The organism is Streptomyces sp., from assembly GCF_035645055.1.
In the GTDB taxonomy this organism is placed as follows: Bacteria; Actinomycetota; Actinomycetes; order Streptomycetales; family Streptomycetaceae; genus Streptomyces.
Genome location: NZ_DASQNH010000088.1, coordinates 1 through 14,498 on the forward strand (window position 1 = coordinate 1; position 14,498 = coordinate 14,498).

The 14,498-nt window shown below is 72.8% G+C and carries 10 protein-coding genes and 2 pseudogenes; 3 read left to right on the forward strand and 9 right to left on the reverse strand.

The genetic code is table 11. From position 1 onward, the window contains the following. Positions 1-135: 135 nt before the first annotated feature. Together VE614_RS28390 and VE614_RS28395 are read right to left on the reverse strand one after the other, a co-directional pair. The gene (locus tag VE614_RS28390; RefSeq protein ID WP_324943300.1) at positions 136-1,485 is read right to left on the reverse strand and encodes a M28 family metallopeptidase; all 1,350 of its coding nucleotides are present in this window, start codon (positions 1,483-1,485) and stop codon (positions 136-138) included. Between the two features lie 164 nt (positions 1,486-1,649). Next, positions 1,650-2,399, reverse strand: coding sequence for a PP2C family serine/threonine-protein phosphatase (locus VE614_RS28395; RefSeq protein WP_324943303.1), 750 nt, complete (start codon positions 2,397-2,399; stop codon positions 1,650-1,652). Between the two features lie 244 nt (positions 2,400-2,643). On the opposite strand from VE614_RS28395, the gene VE614_RS28400 reads away from it, so the two are divergent. Beyond that, positions 2,644-2,934 carry a zinc-ribbon domain-containing protein gene (locus tag VE614_RS28400; protein ID WP_324943306.1) on the forward strand — a complete coding sequence of 97 codons (291 nt, stop codon included), beginning with the start codon at positions 2,644-2,646 and terminating at the stop codon, positions 2,932-2,934. Positions 2,935-2,961: 27 nt separating this feature from the next. Here the strand turns inward: VE614_RS28400 and VE614_RS28405 are convergent, their stop codons facing one another. Continuing rightward, positions 2,962-4,290: an enolase C-terminal domain-like protein gene (locus VE614_RS28405; RefSeq protein ID WP_324943308.1), complete on the reverse strand. Its 1,329-nt coding sequence runs from the start codon at positions 4,288-4,290 to the stop codon at positions 2,962-2,964. A 561-nt stretch (positions 4,291-4,851) separates the two neighbouring features. Further along, positions 4,852-5,853 (reverse strand): hypothetical protein, encoded by a 1,002-nt coding sequence (locus VE614_RS28410; protein WP_324943310.1) that lies wholly within the window; start codon positions 5,851-5,853, stop codon positions 4,852-4,854. A gap of 227 nt (positions 5,854-6,080) precedes the next feature. Between VE614_RS28410 and VE614_RS28415 the strand changes: the two are divergent. Together VE614_RS28415 and VE614_RS28420 are read left to right on the forward strand one after the other, a co-directional pair. After that, positions 6,081-6,269 (forward strand): annotated as a pseudogene (locus VE614_RS28415) (ankyrin repeat domain-containing protein); the annotation flags it as partial. Positions 6,270-6,434: 165 nt separating this feature from the next. Then, positions 6,435-6,814 (forward strand): annotated as a pseudogene (locus VE614_RS28420) (hypothetical protein); the annotation flags it as partial. 91 nt (positions 6,815-6,905) lie between these two features. Here VE614_RS28420 and VE614_RS28425 read toward each other — a convergent pair. From VE614_RS28425 to VE614_RS28445, 5 genes are all read right to left on the reverse strand, one after another. Next, on the reverse strand, positions 6,906-9,704 hold the full coding sequence (locus tag VE614_RS28425) for a hypothetical protein (protein WP_324943313.1): 2,799 nt from the start codon (positions 9,702-9,704) through the stop codon (positions 6,906-6,908). Between the two features lie 29 nt (positions 9,705-9,733). Continuing rightward, complete coding sequence (locus tag VE614_RS28430) at positions 9,734-10,846, reverse strand: AAA family ATPase (RefSeq protein ID WP_324943316.1); 1,113 nt, start codon at positions 10,844-10,846, stop codon at positions 9,734-9,736. Between the two features lie 110 nt (positions 10,847-10,956). Beyond that, positions 10,957-12,378 (reverse strand): vWA domain-containing protein, encoded by a 1,422-nt coding sequence (locus VE614_RS28435; RefSeq protein WP_324943319.1) that lies wholly within the window; start codon positions 12,376-12,378, stop codon positions 10,957-10,959. Further along, complete coding sequence (locus VE614_RS28440; protein WP_324943322.1) at positions 12,375-13,769, reverse strand: hypothetical protein; 1,395 nt, start codon at positions 13,767-13,769, stop codon at positions 12,375-12,377. The genes VE614_RS28435 and VE614_RS28440 overlap by 4 nt, the downstream gene beginning before the upstream one ends. Then, on the reverse strand, positions 13,769-14,272 hold the full coding sequence (locus VE614_RS28445; RefSeq protein ID WP_324943326.1) for a hypothetical protein: 504 nt from the start codon (positions 14,270-14,272) through the stop codon (positions 13,769-13,771). Before VE614_RS28445 ends, VE614_RS28440 begins: the two co-directional genes overlap by 1 nt. Positions 14,273-14,498: the final 226 nt, after the last annotated feature.

Below are 14,498 nucleotides of genomic sequence, written 5' to 3' on the forward strand. Positions count from 1 at the left end.
CGGGCCGGTCGAGCGTCGGTGGATCGGTGGATCGGTGGGTCGGTGGGTCGGTGGATCGGTGGATCGGTGGATCGGTGAGTCAGTGGAGCGGCGGGTCGGCGGGTCGGCCGGTCGGCGGGTCGGCGGGTCGGCGGGTCAGAACGTCAGCTTCCAGCTGTCGATGTATCCGGTGTCCTGGGCGGCCACGTCCTGGACCCGCAGGCGCCAGTCGCCGTTCGCCGGCTCGGTCGAGGCGTCGACGGTGTAGGTGGTGGTGACGTTGTCCGCGGAGTCGGAACTGCTGGAGTTCTTCAGCCGGTAGGCGGTGCCGTCGGGGGCGAGCAGGTCGACGACGAGGTCACCGCGCCAGGTGTGCTTGATGTCCACGCCGACCCGGAGGGTGGCGGGCGCGTTGCCGGTGCGGCCGGTGACGGAGATGGCCGAGGTCACCGCGGCGCCGTTGTCGGGGATGGCGACGTCGGCGGTGTTCTCGAACGTGGTGCCCGGAGGTGGCGTCGCGCCCGTGCTCAGGGTCCAGACGGCGTGGGCGAGGGCGTCGCTGTTACGGTCCAGGGCGGTGTCGTTGATGTTCGCCGTGGTGTCGCAGGACGAGTGGTAGCAGCGGTCGAAGGCCTGGCCCGCGGTGCCGCCCCACTTGGTGGCCTGGGCGGCCGTCTTGGTGCGGCTGGCGCCGGTGAAGAGCCCGCCCACGGGTATGCCGGCGTTCTTGAAGGAGGCGTGGTCGGAGCGGCCGTCGCCCTCGGTCTCTATCTCCGTGGGGACGCCGATGCCCGCGTACCAGTCCTTGAAGACCTTCTCGATCGCCGGATCGTCGTCGTAGACGAAGTAGCCCGGGTTCGGCGAGCCGACCATGTCGAGGTTGATGTAGCCCGCGATGCGCGAACGGTCGGCGGCCGGCAGGTTGTTGACGTAGTACTTGGAGCCGACCAGGCCCAGTTCCTCGGCACCCCACCAGGCGAACCGCAGATGTTTCGTGGGCTGGAGCTGGGCGCGGGAGACGGCGAGCGCGGTCTCGAGGACGGCGGCGGATCCGGAGCCGTTGTCGTTGATGCCGGGTCCGGAGGAGACGGAGTCGAGGTGCGCGCCGGCCATGAGGACCTGGTTCGGGTCGCCGCCGGGCCAGTCGGCGACGAGGTTGTAGCCCGTGGCTCCGGAGGAGCTGAACTGCTGGACGCTGGTGGTGAATCCGGCCGCGTCCAGCTTGGCGCGTACGTAGTCGAGCGAGGCCTTGTAACCGGGGCGGCCGTGCGCCCGGTTGCCGCCGTTGGCGGTGGCGATCGACTGGAACTGGGTGAGGTGTGCCTTGACGTTGGCCAGCGGGATGTCGGGCGCCGCGAGCGCCTGCGATCCCGTGGTGACCGGGATGTCGGACGTGGCGGAGGTGGCCGGAACCGCGGTGAGCAGCGCGGCGGCCAGGGCCAGACCGGTCACGGTCGCGGTGCGTCTGGAAATGCGTCTGGGCAGGGAGGACTGAGGAGTCGTCATGTGGGGGGTCCGCACTTTCTCGTCGAGGGGTGGGTGCCGGACGGTGACTGGAACGGTGGTGCCAGAGCTGTGCGGGTGCTGTGTGTGCCCGATGGTCAACGAGATGTCGATGTCCCGTCAAGATGACGGACACGGGTGTTCGCTGAGCGGACGTACAGGGGTGACTACTCCTCGCCGACCCGGAGGACGGCCAGCGTGATGTTGTCCGGGCCGCCCGCCTCCATGGCCGCCTTCCACAGCCCGAACGCCGCCCGCCCGTCGTCGTGCTCGCGCAGCACGTCCTCGATGACGTCGTCCGTCAGCGGGTCGGTCACGCCGTCGGTGCAGATGAGGAAGCGGTCGCCGGAGGCGGCGGGCACCGGCGTCACATGGGCGCGGATGGCCCGGTAGCCGGGGCTGCCGCCGAGGCACTGGGTGACGATGGACGTGGTGCGCCGCCCGGGCTCCAGCGGCGGGCTGTCGTCCACGCTCAGCTGCCGCAGCCCCTCGCGGGAGGCCGCCAGCACCCGGCTGTCGCCCACGTTGAACACCAGCAGCGAGTCGTGCCGTACGACGACACCCGCGACCGTCGTGCCCATGGTGGCCAGCTCACCGCCGTCGTCGCCCCCGGCGGCCTCGTAGACGGCTCGGTTGGAGGCGTCGAGGACGTCGCGGATCGCGTCCTCGCCGTGCAGCTCCGGACCGGCCGCGGCGATCCGCCGGACGACCAGGGAGCTGGCCACGTTCCCGCCGGGATGCCCGCCGAGGCCGTCGGCCACGGCGACGACGACCGGGCTCTCCAGCGGGAAGACCAGGGTCTGCGGGCTCTCGGTCACGGTGGCGCACAGGGTCCAGGGGCCGACGACGAGGCTGTCCTCGTTCCGGGTCCGCAGCAGCCCGGGGTGGCTGAGCGCACTCACCGCGACATACCGCATGGCGCCACCGTCCTCCGTGCCGGCCGCCTCGGCGGGGCCGGGTCCGCCTCCCAGTCTAGGGAGCGGCGGCCCCCGGATTCCCGCCCCTCGGCAAAGCCGTCACGGCGGCCGGGCATGCGTACGCTCGTACGCGCCGCCGCGTCAGGACGCTCACCTGAAGGTGGGGAAGACTGGGAGCGTGGGCGTGACTCACCGCCCGGTCGGCACGGTGCCGGCGGGCGCCGTCTCGGGAGGATCGGCAGCGATGATCATTTTTGGCACCAAGGGCTATCTGTACCAGCTGGCGATAGTGACGCTGGTCTGCGGCCGCTGCGGCAATCCGGCCGCGCACACGCTCAGGAAGCGCGTCACCAAGTTCACCCTGTTCTTCGTGCCGCTGTTCCCGGTCTCCACGAAGTACGCGACGCAGTGCACCTTCTGCGGCGCGGAGCAGCGGGTGACGAAGGAGCAGGCGGAGCAGTTGCAGGCGCAGGCGGCGACCGGGCACGGCGGCCAGCCGTACGGTCAGCCGCAGCAGCAGCCGTACCAGTCCTGACCGGCCCCGTCACCCCACCACCTCACCTCACCTGACCAGGCACGGTCGCTTGTTGTCGAACTGCCAGTCCTTCACCAGATAGCGCATCCCCGCGGCGTCGTCGCGGCCCGAGAGTCCCTTCTCCAGGTACAGCTCGTGGGCCGCGAGCAGCCGGTCCCGGTCGAGCCGGACGCCGAGCCCCGGGGTGTCGTCCACCGCCACCTCGCCGCCGGTGATCCTCGGGGGCGTGACGGTGAGGCGTTCCATGCCCTCCTGCCAGATCCAGTGGGTGTCCAGGGCGTTGTGGTCGCCGGGGGCGGCGGCACCGCAGTGGGCCATCATCGCCAGCGAGATGTCGAAGTGGTTGTTGGAGTGGCAACCCCAGGTCATGCCCATGGCATTGCACAACTGGGCCACCCGCACCGAGCCCTGCATGGTCCAGAAGTGCGGGTCGGCGAGGGGGATGTCGACCGACCGCAGGGCGAGCGCGTGGGTGAGCTGGCGCCAGTCGGTGGCGATCATGTTGGTGGCGGTGGGCAGGCCGGTGGCCCGGCGGAACTCGGCGAGGATCTCCCGGCCCGAGTAGCCGTCCTCGGCGCCGCACGGGTCCTCGGCGTAGGCGAGGGTGCCGAGCAGGGGCCGGCACAGTTCCACGGCCTCCTTCAGCGACCAGGCGCCGTTGGGGTCGAGGGTGATGCGGGCCTCGGGGAAGCGTTCCTTCAGCGCCTGGACCGCCCTGACCTCCTCCGCGCCCGGCAGCACGCCGCCCTTGAGCTTGAAGTCGCGGAAGCCGTAGCGCGCGTGGGCGGTCTCGGCCTGGCGGACGATCGCCTCGGGAGTCAGCGCCTCCTCGCGGCGGACGCGGTACCACTCGACCGGGGCGTCCGGTTCACGGACGTAGTCGAGGTCGGTCCGGTCGGGGTCGCCGACGTAGAAGAGGTAGCCGAGGACCCGTACGGAGTCGCGCTGTCTGCCGTCCCCGAGCAGGGCGGCGACGGGCACCTCCAGATGCTGCCCGAGCAGGTCCAGCAGGGCCGATTCGATCGCGGTGACGACGTGCACCGTGGTGCGCAGGTCGAAGGTCTGCTCGCCGCGCCCGCCGTCGTCCCGGCTGCCGAACCTGTCCCGCACGGCGCGCAGGACCCGCCGATGGTCGCCGAGGCGGGCGCCCACGACGAGCGGCGCGGCCTCGCGCAGGGTGCGGGTGATCTCCTCGCCGCCCGGCACCTCGCCGAGTCCGGTGCGTCCCTCCGAGTCCTCGACGACCAGGACGTTGCGGGTGAAGTAGGGGGCGTGCACGCCGGAGAGGTTGAGCAGCATGGAGTCGCGGCCGGCCACCGGGTAGACGGTGCAGCGGGTGACGACGGGCTGGGGCATGGAAAACCCTTCGCTGGGGTGGTGCCGGCGGGCCGGGGGTGGTGCTGTGGACCGGGGTGGTGCCTGGAGTGCCGGGCCGATGCCGGCGACGACCGTACGCGCCCCCGGGTCACCTCGACGGCGAGGGCGACGACGGTGCGGTACCCATCTTCCTCCAGGAAGACCGCTCCCGGCGCGATGGCGAGCTGGTGCTCGAGGTAGGCGCGGCACGCGTCGGGTCCAGGTTGCCGTTCTCGCGAAAGCCGGTCAGGGGGAAGGGCAGCAATCCCCCGGGCCATTCCCTAGCCGTGCCGGCCGACGACGGCAGCGGCTTCCTCCACGTCCACTCCACTGCACTCCACTCCACTCCACTCCACTCCACTCCACTCCACCGGATGATGTCTTCGTATGAAAACGCCGTCCATATAGAGAGACGGAGGTTAGATAGCGGGGCGGTCAAGGTCAATGGGTGTGCGGACGCCTTCGTGGGTATCTCCGGGCCGGTCGCCGAGGAGGGGCCGGCCGGCGCAACGGCAAGGAGCTGACGATGAGCGCGCAAGGCCCGGGGACGTGGACGGACACCTACGCGCGCCGCCCCGTACGGCCCGCCAGGCGTCGTACCTCCTGCGCTGCGGTACGGGCCTCCCGTTCCGCGGCAGTGCGGGCATCCGTGGTGGACCGGTGCCGTTCCTCGGCCTCCCGGTGGGCTCGGTCGGCGTTCTCCCACGCCTCGCGCGCCGCGCGCAGCCGCCGCTCGGCGGCCTCCGTCTCCCGCCGGGCCTCGTCCCGGCGCTCACCGGCCCGCGTCAGGGACTCCGCCGCCTCGGCCGCCTCCACGCGCCGGTCGCGCAGACGCTGTTCGGCCTCCTCGGCGGCCTGACGCGCCTTGGCCAGTTGCTCCCGCCGGATGCGGCGGCGTTCGGCCAGCTCGTCCTCGGGCGTGGGACCCGCCGCCTCGGCGGCCTTCTTCCCGATCCTCTTCGCGGGCTTCTCGGCGGTGCGTGCCGTCTTCGGCCGCGCCGCGGCCGTGGCCATGAGCGTGACCGTGGCCGTGGCCGCGTCCGGGCCGGAGAACCCGAAGTCGGACGGCGGGCTCAGTGCCCCCGTCAGCCGGCCGGTGGCCCACTCCTCGGCCGCGCCGGGGTCGGCGAGCACGGCGTGCAGCGTGGCCGCCACGTCCTGCTGCGCGGCGGCGGACAGCCGGTGGCCGGCCGCGTCGGCGAGGCCGGCCGCCCGCCGGGCCAACGTGGCGACGACCCGGCGCCGTTGGGCGGAGAGGTCCTTGAGCGCGGCGGGGTCCAGCGTGCGATAGGCCTCGCGCAGGCCCTCGCCCAGCTCCAGCAGGCGGCGGCTGTCGTCCGGCTCGCGGCGCAGCAGCAGGTTCGCGGCCCAGGCCGCCAGCGTGGGCCGGCGGGCGGCGCGGATCCGCCGGGAGTCCTCGGCGCGCCCCGCCGTCCTGGCCGCCGCCGCCAGTTCCTCGCGGCGGGCGACGAACCCGGGCGGGGGCATGGTGTACAGCTCGTCGAGGACCGCCTCGACGTCGAACTCCTCGCCGCGCTTGCCGCGTCCGCCCTTGCGCTGCATGGTCCCCAGCCTGCCGCCGCCCCCGCGCTCGCGCACCTCGGACCGAGTGGGGCGGGGCGGGGCGTTGTCGGACCCGTCTGCGAGGGTGGGCGCCACGAGGCGGTGCGGGTGCCGCCGGGGTCGGTGCCGAAGGGGGCATGGTGGCGGTGCGGCAGGACGGCTGGACGGGCATGGGCTGGGACGGCTGACAGGACGCGGACGAGGTCCGGCGGCGGCTCGAACAGGGCGCCGATCCGGACCGGTGGACCGGCGGTCGTCCATTGCACCGGGCAGCGGTGTTCGGCTCCCCCGGGGTGGTCGCGGAGCTGGCCCGGCGGGTGGCGGACGTGGACGCGGTCGAGTACGGCGGCACAGCGCTGTGGGAGGCCGTCCTGACCGGCCGGACGGACAACGCCCGCGCCCTGGTCGAGGCGGGAGCGGACCCCTGGCTGCCGCTGATCGGCGGCTGGTCGCCGGGGCGGCTCGCGCTGGCCGGTCCGGCGCCGGAGCTGGCCCCGCTGCCGGAGGGCGAGCCCGGTCTGACCGACGCGGAGCGCGCGGCGGCCGAGGAGGGCCGGCGGCTCCTCCACCTCGACGTCTACGTCTACGTCGACGTAGACGGCCCGTTCAACCCGTACGCGGCGAAGCCGGAGCGCCGCCCCGAGGGCTGTACCGGCTGGTGTGGGCCACCACATGGGGCGCGGAGGCGAACACGTCATCTCGCCCGTCCCCGGGCTGCCGGAGCTGCCCGAGGTGGGGGTGGCCCGCGCTGGGCGAGACGGGGGCCGGACGGCGCCTTCTGGAAGCCCGGCATCTGGTGGCGCGTGCCGCGGGACGACCCTCCGTTTGGGTCGACGACGAACGCGGCCCCGGGGAACGGGCGTTCGTGGCCGTACGCCACACGGGTGCGGCACCGCTGCGGCACGTCGGTCCCCGGCTCGGGCTGCGGGACGACGACTTCGCGGCCCTCCGGGACTTCGCGGGGCGTGTGCGGCCGGATGACCGGGCAGCGGCAGCTGCGGCGAAGCCACCGCCCCCGGTGAGGGAGCGATGGCTTCGGCGGTTGCCGCCTCTCAGGGAGAGCCCAGCAGCGCCCCCAGCGCTCGCGCGGTCTCCGGATGGCGGGCCGGCAGGGCCGCCCCGGCCGGTGCCGGACCGGCCGTCTCCCAGCCGCCGTCGCAGCCGAGGAGATCCGCCACCGCGTCGCAGGTCGCCGGGTGTGCGGCCAGCAGGGGCAGGCCGCGCGGTCCGGACGCGCGGTCGCGGGCCGGGCGTACGGCCGTATGGGCCGGTTCTGCCCGCCACGGCGGCGTCCAGGCGTCGAGTGCCGCGAGCCGGCCGGGGAAGACACGGCCCGCCTCCCGGATCAGCAGGGGTGTGAGGTCCGCGCCGCCGGAGCGGAGGGTGGTGATCAGGGTCGGCAGCCAGGGCAGCAGCACCGGGTCGGGCAGCCGGGCGAACGCGTTCGACACGGCTTCGACGACGAAGTCGGCCAGACCGGGCACCGGTTCCAGGGCGTGCAGGAACCCGCTGAGGTAGCGCGGATAGGCGGGCAGGACCAGGGGGTTGCCCAGCAGCTCGTCGCACCGGGCCCGCAGGTCGGCGCGGGAGAGTGTGCCGAGCTGGGTCTTGGCCGCCCACAGCAGCGCCGTCTTGGCCGGGTCCTCGGGGTGCGACTGGGCGACGGCCAGCTCCAGCTGGTTGCGGTCGCAGCCGAGGGACAGGGCGAGGCTCTCCATGCTGAACAGGAAGCCCAGCATGGCCGCGACCTGGCGGACGCTCGCGTCGTCGTCGGTGAACGCCGTCGGCAGCAGGGTGCAGTAGTGCGCGTAGCCCGTCTTGACGAAGGACTCGATCCACTGCGGCAGCGCCGGTTCGCTGGTGCGGTAGTACGCCAGCAGGCCGCGCACCCGACGCAGCACCTCCGGCGCGCCGTCGACGCTCCGCTCGGTCGCCAGCACCTCCAGGGCCCGCCCTCCGAGTTCGTCGGCGAGGCGGCGGCTGCGCAGGTAGAGCGTGGCGTCCTCGACGGCTTCGAGGACGGTCGCCGTGGTGGCCTGCGGGCCGTACGCGGTGCGCCGCAGCCGCTGTTCGAGGACCTGCTCGATGCTGACGCCCTCGTAGCCCAGCTCGATCAGGGCCCGCTGGTGGGTGCCGAGGGCCAGGTCCCACGATTCCTGGATGGGTCGTTCCCCGAGCTTGCGTTCGCCCATGATGGGGCGCGCGGCGCCGTGCGGCATGAGGTGGCGCAGCATCCACAGCACGTCGGAGCACTGCTCCAGTTCGGGCCGGGACGCCATGTCGAGCAGGGCCCGCTGGACGCCGCGCTGCTGGAGCTTGAGGTTCAGCGGCGCGAGCCGGTCGTGGACGTCACGGGCGAGCGGCGGCAGGGCATCGTAGCCGACCTGGCCGGTCCGGTCACCGCCGAGCATGATCTCCACGAGTCGGCGCACATCGCGCCGGCCCGGCACGGTGTCCTTCTCGATGCAGGTGACCGCCGCGTCCTGGAAATCGTACGGCGTGGGCTTGGCCCGGTCGCGCATCCCGGCGAGCAGGATCGACGTCTCGAACACCGCGATGGCGTCGGCGGTGGAGGCGAGATAACCGTTGCGGCGGGCGGCGCGCACGATCTCCACCGACCAGCCGAGCAGTTCCTCCTCATCCAGGCGGTCCAGGACCGGGGGCCGCTGGAGGAAGCCGGTGAGCTTGTCCGACGCGGCGGATCCGACGGCCGGGGCGGCGGTGGCAAGGGCCTTCGCGGCCTTCTTGGACGCCTTCCTGCCCGCCTGACCGGTCAGCCGGTACGGCTTCACCCGGGTGCGCTTCAGGTTCTTCGCCCACTCGGTCGCGGCGATCGAAACCGAGCCGGCGGCGAGTCCGAACTGCGCCTCGATCGCCGCGTGGCTGGACGGGATCAGACCGTGCTGCCACTTGGTGGCGCTGGGCGGGCTGATCTCGAAGGTGTCGGTGCCGTGGACGCCGAACTCCGCGACCCGGCTGGCCGCGTGGAAGGCGCCGCACACGTAGAGGGCGTCCGCCGGGTCGGTGCCGGTGGCGGCCAGGTGCCGGCGCATCCGCGTCCACATGTACCGCTCGCGGTCCTCGTCGACGCGCACCCGGTGCGGGTCGCCGGGGGCGAGGCGCCGGAAGAGGCTGCCGATCAGCAGCATCACCTGGCGGTAGGTGTCGTGGTCGCTGTCCCCCAGCGGCAGTTCGACGTACTGGTGCCACCACTCCGACCAGTGCCGCACCCGCCCGTGCCGCAGGAGGTGCTCCTCCAGTTCGGCGAAGCGCGGGCGCAGGTCACCGATCTCCACGCCGACCGCGTCGCCGTGCAGCGCCGCCTCCGCGTCGGCGGACGGCGCGTCCGGGTCGGCCGGTTCGCCGCCCGTGCCGTCCCTCTCCTGCCACTGGAAGACGTGGTCGGAGGAGCGGTCGACGAGGACGAGTTCCACGCCCGGCGTGTCCAGGGCGTAGGCGATCGCCTGGTACTCGGCCGACACCTCGGTGATGGGGGCGACGACCGACAGCGGCGCCCATTCGGCGGGGAAGCCGTCGACCTCGGTCGCGAACGCCTGCACCGCGACCGGCAGTCGGCAGTTGCGCAGCTCGGTCAGGAGCGGGGCCATGTCCTCGCAGAGTTCGAGGTAGACCACCTTCGGCTGCTTCTCGCGCAGCCTGCGCGCCATGGCGAGCGCGGAGGCGGGCGAGTGGTGGCAGACCGGGAAGATCTCCAGCGGTTCGCGCACCGCGCGGTCGACGTCGTCGACGATGCCGAGGAGGATGCCCTCCAGAGCGCCGGGCCCGTCGGCGAAGGCGGTGGCGGCTTCCTGGAGCTGGGTGCGCAGAGCGGTGAAAGTGCCCTCGTTCACGGCGCTGTCCACAACGTTGCTCCCCACGCTCACGACAGGGTGGCGATCGCGTCGCGGCCGCCCTCGAGGAACTCCGGCCAGGAGCCGCCCTCTTCCTTGCCGCGCGGCTCGACGACGCCGTGCAGATACTTGTTGAGGATGGCGAGGTCCTCCGGTTCGCGCCGGGCGAGGGAGCCGACGAGCGAGGAGGCGAGGGTGCGCGCGGTCAGCGCGCGCTCGCCGAAGAAGTTGCTGTGCAGGATGGCGTCCTCCAGGACGCCGATCTGCTCGGCGGTGGACAGCGCGGACTCCAGCTTCTCGTCGTCGCTGGCGGCCGCGGCGGCGGAGGCGCGCAGGTCGGAGAAGCTCTGGAGCAGCACGTCCAGCAGGGTCGGCGGGACGTCCAGTTCGATCTGGTGCCGGCGCAGCAGTTCCTCGGTGCGGAAGCGGACGATCTCCGCCTCGCTCTTCTTGTTCGTCACCACCGGGATGCGTACGAAGTTGAAGCGGCGCTTGAGCGCGGAGGACAGGTCGTTGACGCCCCGGTCACGGCTGTTGGCGGTGGCGATGACGGAGAATCCGGGCTTGGCGAAGACGATGTTGTCGCTGTCGAGTTCGGGGACCGAGATGTACTTCTCGGAGAGGATGGAGATCAGGGCGTCCTGGACGTCGCTGGTGGAGCGGGTCAGTTCTTCGAAGCGGCCGATGACTCCGCTCTCCATCGCGGTCATGATCGGCGACGGGATCATGGACTCCCGCGACTGGCCCTTGGCGATCACCATGGACACGTTCCACGAATACTTGATGTGGTCCTCGGTGGTGCCGGCCGTGCCCTGCACCACGAGCGTCGAGTTGCGGCAGACGGCGGCGGCGAGCAATTCGGCGAGCCAGCTCTTGCCGGTGCCGGGGTCGCCGATCAGCAGCAGGCCGCGGTCGGAGGCGAGGGTGACGATGGCCCGCTCGACGATGCTGCGGTCGCCGAACCACTTCTGGGAGACCTCGCGGTCGAGTCCGTCGGCCCGCTCCGACCCGAGGATGAACAGCCGGATCATCTTGGGCGACAGCCGCCAGGAGAACGGCTTGGGATCGTCGTCGATCGACTCCAGCCAGTCCAGCTCCTCGGCGTACTTGATCTCGGCGGGTGCGCGCAGCAGGTCGGACATGCGAAAGCCTTTCGGTGAGAAGAAAGAAGTTGATCAAGAAGGAGTCGGGCCCGGGAGAGTGGGGCGGACAAGGCGGAACGGAAGAGCCGGGGCGAGGACGGCCCAGGTGATCAGGTGAGGAACGACTTCAGCTCGTGGACGAGCTTGCGGATGTGGCCGGAGATCACCGGTGTGCCGAGGTCCTTGAAGCGTTCACGGAACCACGGGTTGACGCTGCCGCGGCCCGCGCTGGTCACCGAGCCGACCGGGATGAACTTCGCGCCCGAGCGGTGAATGGCCGCCATGCTCTCGAACAGCGGCTCGCAGCGCCACTCGTAGAAGTCGGAGATCCACACCACGACCGTGTTGCGCGGTTCGGCGATCTTCGGCTGGGCCAGCGCCATGGCGACCGTGCCGTCCGTGCCGCCGCCGAGTTTGGTGCGCAGCAGGGTCTCGAACGGGTCGTTCACCCAGGGGGTGAGGTCCAGCGCCTGCGTGTCGTAGGCGATCAGGTGGACGTCGACCTTGGGCAGGCCGGCGAAGATCGAGGCCAGGATGGTGCAGTTGACCATCGAGTCGACCATCGAGCCGGACTGGTCGACGACCACGATCAGCCGCTGGGGCGTGGTCTTGCGGGCGGTGTGCCGGTAGTAGAGGCGGTCGACGTAGAGCCGCTCCTCCTCCGGGTCCCAGTTGGTGAGGTTCTTCCAGATGGTGCGGTCGAGGTCCAGGTTGCGGAAGACCCGCTTGGGCGGGATCGACCGGTCCAGGGCGCCGACGGAGGCCTTCTCGACCTGGGTGCGCAGGACGTCCGCGACCTCGTCGACGAACCGGCGGATCAGCGCCTTGGCGTTGGCGAGGGCGACCCCGGACAGGTTGTTCTTGTCGCGCAGCAGCTGCTCGATGAGCGACATGCTCGGGGTGAGCTGCGCGGCGAGCCGGGGGTCGGCGAGGACTTCGCGCAGCCGCATCCGCTTGACCAGGTCGGCCTCGATGGCGCCGAGTTCGGGCCCGATCGCGGGGATGAGCGTGCCGAGGTCGGGGGCCGGGAAGCCGGAGCCGGTGCCGGTCGGGCTCACTCCCCCGCCCGCCGCGCGGCCCGCGCCGCCCGGGCCGCGTCCGCCGCGCAGCTCGCCGGGCCGGCAGCCCAGCGCCCGCTCCAGCCATCCGGCGTCGGACTGCCAGCGGGCGAGCTGCCCGGCGGTGACCGCGCCGGAGCCGGAGGCGAAGACGTTGAGGAGCACCTTGGACACGAGGGCGGCGCGGCGCACCTCGGCGGCCCGGTCACGGTCCTCGTCGCCGTCGGGCACCATCAGGCCGTCGAACTCGGCGGCCAGCTCGGGGTGGCGCTGCACGACGGCGTCGATGGAGGCCTGCGGATCGAGCAGTGCGGGCGGCAGTCCGATGTCCTCGACGACGGCGAGGGAGGCGGATTCCAGGGTCGCCTGCTCCTCGTGGTCGAAGAGGCGGGCGAGCAGCCGCCAGTACAGGACCTGCCGGCGGTTCTCCTCGGGGCCGGCGGTCAAAGGCTCTTCGGTGGTGTCGTCGGTCATTTCCGCAGCAGCCTTCCGGCGCGTTCGCGCAGCACGGTCACGGCGTCGGTGGCGGCCTTCTCCGCCTTGGCCCCGGCCTTGTCGGTGGTGCCGCCGGCCCAGGCGCCCGCGTGCACGGCGACCGTCTTCCTGCGCACGGTGGTCTCCACGGCGAGCGGCTGGAGGAAGAACCGCCCGTCGTCCCAGCGGAGCAGCCCGATGCAGGCGCCGGACGCGGCGACGGCCTCGGGGGTGAGCGGACCGGCGGCCGGGACGCGGTCGGTGTCGACGGCCAGGCGGTGCCCGGCGAGGGTGAACGTCACCGTCTCGTCGTCCGGGTCCCGTTCGACGGCGTAGCCCTCCAGGAACACGGGGTGGGCGAGGCGCACCGGGTGCCGGTCCAGGGGCGCGGTCGGTGGGGTGGTGGCGGTGGGCAGGGCGACGCGGGCGGTGGCGAAGGCGTCGGCGGGCCCGCCGGTACGGGCGTGCTCGTCCTGCCAGATCAGGTCGCCCTCGGCGGTGACGGGCATCTCGGTGAGGTCCATCGAGCGGCCCTCGCCGGCGGCGGCCAGCAGCGTCATGTGCGGGCGCAGCAGCTGCCAGACGCCGGCGCCGAGGACCGTGTCGGGTTTGGGCACGGACACGCTCGCGCGTACCAGCCGGGGCGTGTCGCCGTCGGCGGGTTCGAAGACGGCGTGCACCTGGGCCTGGGCGGCGGTGGCGTGCTCCTGGAGGTCGACGCCGAGCGGCAGCAGCCGTCCGGTGACGGTCCCCGTGGCCGGTGCGGCGGCGGCCCCGGGCAGGGTGAGGAGCATTCCGCGGGCCCACAGGTCGGCCCAGCGGCGCACGGGTATCCGTTCCAGGGAGGCGCCCGGGCAGGAGGCGGCGAGTTCGGCGGCGAACCCGTCGAGGAGGGCGGTGAGGCGGCGCAGTTCGGGGTCCGGGAGCATCGCGGAGACGACCTGGGCGGAGCCGGACACCACATCGTGGTCGATGCCCTGCCAGCCGGCGCGCGCCAGGTCGCCGAGCCAGGAGCGGGCGGCGGCGAGCAGGTTCGGTGCCTGCGGCCCGGCGGCGGCCGGGGCGGGCGCCTCGTCGCGGCTGCGGCCGGTCGCCTCGTCGGCGCGGGCGGTGAGCGCGTCGTGCACGGAGCCGAGCAGGGCGGTGCGGGCGGCGGCGAGCGCGATGAAGTGGTCCTCGCTCGCGGCGCCGGCCGCGGCTTTCTCGGCGGCCTCCGCGGCACGGGTGGCGAGCGGGCTCGCGGCGACCGCGTCGGCCAGCTCCATCAGGCCCGCCGCCTGGGCGGGCCGGGGGCGGAGCAGGCCGCCGGCGAGGGCCCGGTCGAAGGCGTCGACGGCGGTCAGGGCCTCGTCCAGCCCGTCCACGGTTTCGGTGAGCGGATCGAGTCGCATCAGGCCACCGCCCTCGTCGGCGGGAACCACTGCATCTCCGGCAACGGGGCGGTGGCGGGGGAGAGTTCCAGGTAGGACAGGTGGCGCAGGAACCGGCTGAAGACCGACGCGGCGGCCTTGCTGTCCGCCGGGGGCGGGCAGGTGCCGCTCATGGTGAGGCCGATCGCCCGCGCGGTCGGCTCATCGTCCCCGAGGTCGACCCGCAGGTAACGGGCGACGCGTTCGGCGCCGTACTGGAGCACCGATTCGTTGATCAGCGCCCCGATGTGATTGCAGAATCCGCCGCGGGCGCCGCCGCAGGGCCGGTTGTTGTTGGTGCTGCACGCGTACGCGTACGTCCCGGCGGCGACCGACGAGACGTAGACCCGGCCGATGTCCGAGCCGCTGGAGACGACGCCCTGGAGGCGTCCGTCGGCCAGCTCCACGAACGGGACCTTGGCGAGCTTGCGCGGTCGTGCGGGCGGGATCACCCGCGCCGTGCTCGACCTCTCGAAGTCCGACAACGCACCATCTCCTTTGCAGCACAAGGGAAGCCCAACGCCGGATCGGCGGGACGAGAGAGAACTTACTGGCGACCACTGACAACGCCCGGCCGCCCGGTCGACCCGCGACCGTCGGCAACTGCCGCCGTACGGCGGGAAATGGCCGGTTGGGCCCGTCTCCGCCGCGGGCGGGCAATCGTTCACCGGGCAGGAGCGGGTCGAGGGCGGCCCGCGGGAAGGGGCGTTC

Coding starts and splice junctions, on each gene's coding strand:
- VE614_RS28395 (WP_324943303.1), bottom strand. CDS start 2,399: ATGCGGTATGTCGCGGTGAGTGCGCTCAGCCACCCCGGGCTGCTGCGG.
- VE614_RS28400 (WP_324943306.1), top strand. CDS start 2,644: ATGATCATTTTTGGCACCAAGGGCTATCTGTACCAGCTGGCGATAGTG.
- VE614_RS28405 (WP_324943308.1), bottom strand. CDS start 4,290: ATGCCCCAGCCCGTCGTCACCCGCTGCACCGTCTACCCGGTGGCCGGC.
- VE614_RS28440 (WP_324943322.1), bottom strand. CDS start 13,769: ATGCGACTCGATCCGCTCACCGAAACCGTGGACGGGCTGGACGAGGCC.
- VE614_RS28410 (WP_324943310.1), bottom strand. CDS start 5,853: ATGCAGCGCAAGGGCGGACGCGGCAAGCGCGGCGAGGAGTTCGACGTC.
- VE614_RS28435 (WP_324943319.1), bottom strand. CDS start 12,378: ATGACCGACGACACCACCGAAGAGCCTTTGACCGCCGGCCCCGAGGAG.
- VE614_RS28390 (WP_324943300.1), bottom strand. CDS start 1,485: ATGACGACTCCTCAGTCCTCCCTGCCCAGACGCATTTCCAGACGCACC.
- VE614_RS28430 (WP_324943316.1), bottom strand. CDS start 10,846: ATGTCCGACCTGCTGCGCGCACCCGCCGAGATCAAGTACGCCGAGGAG.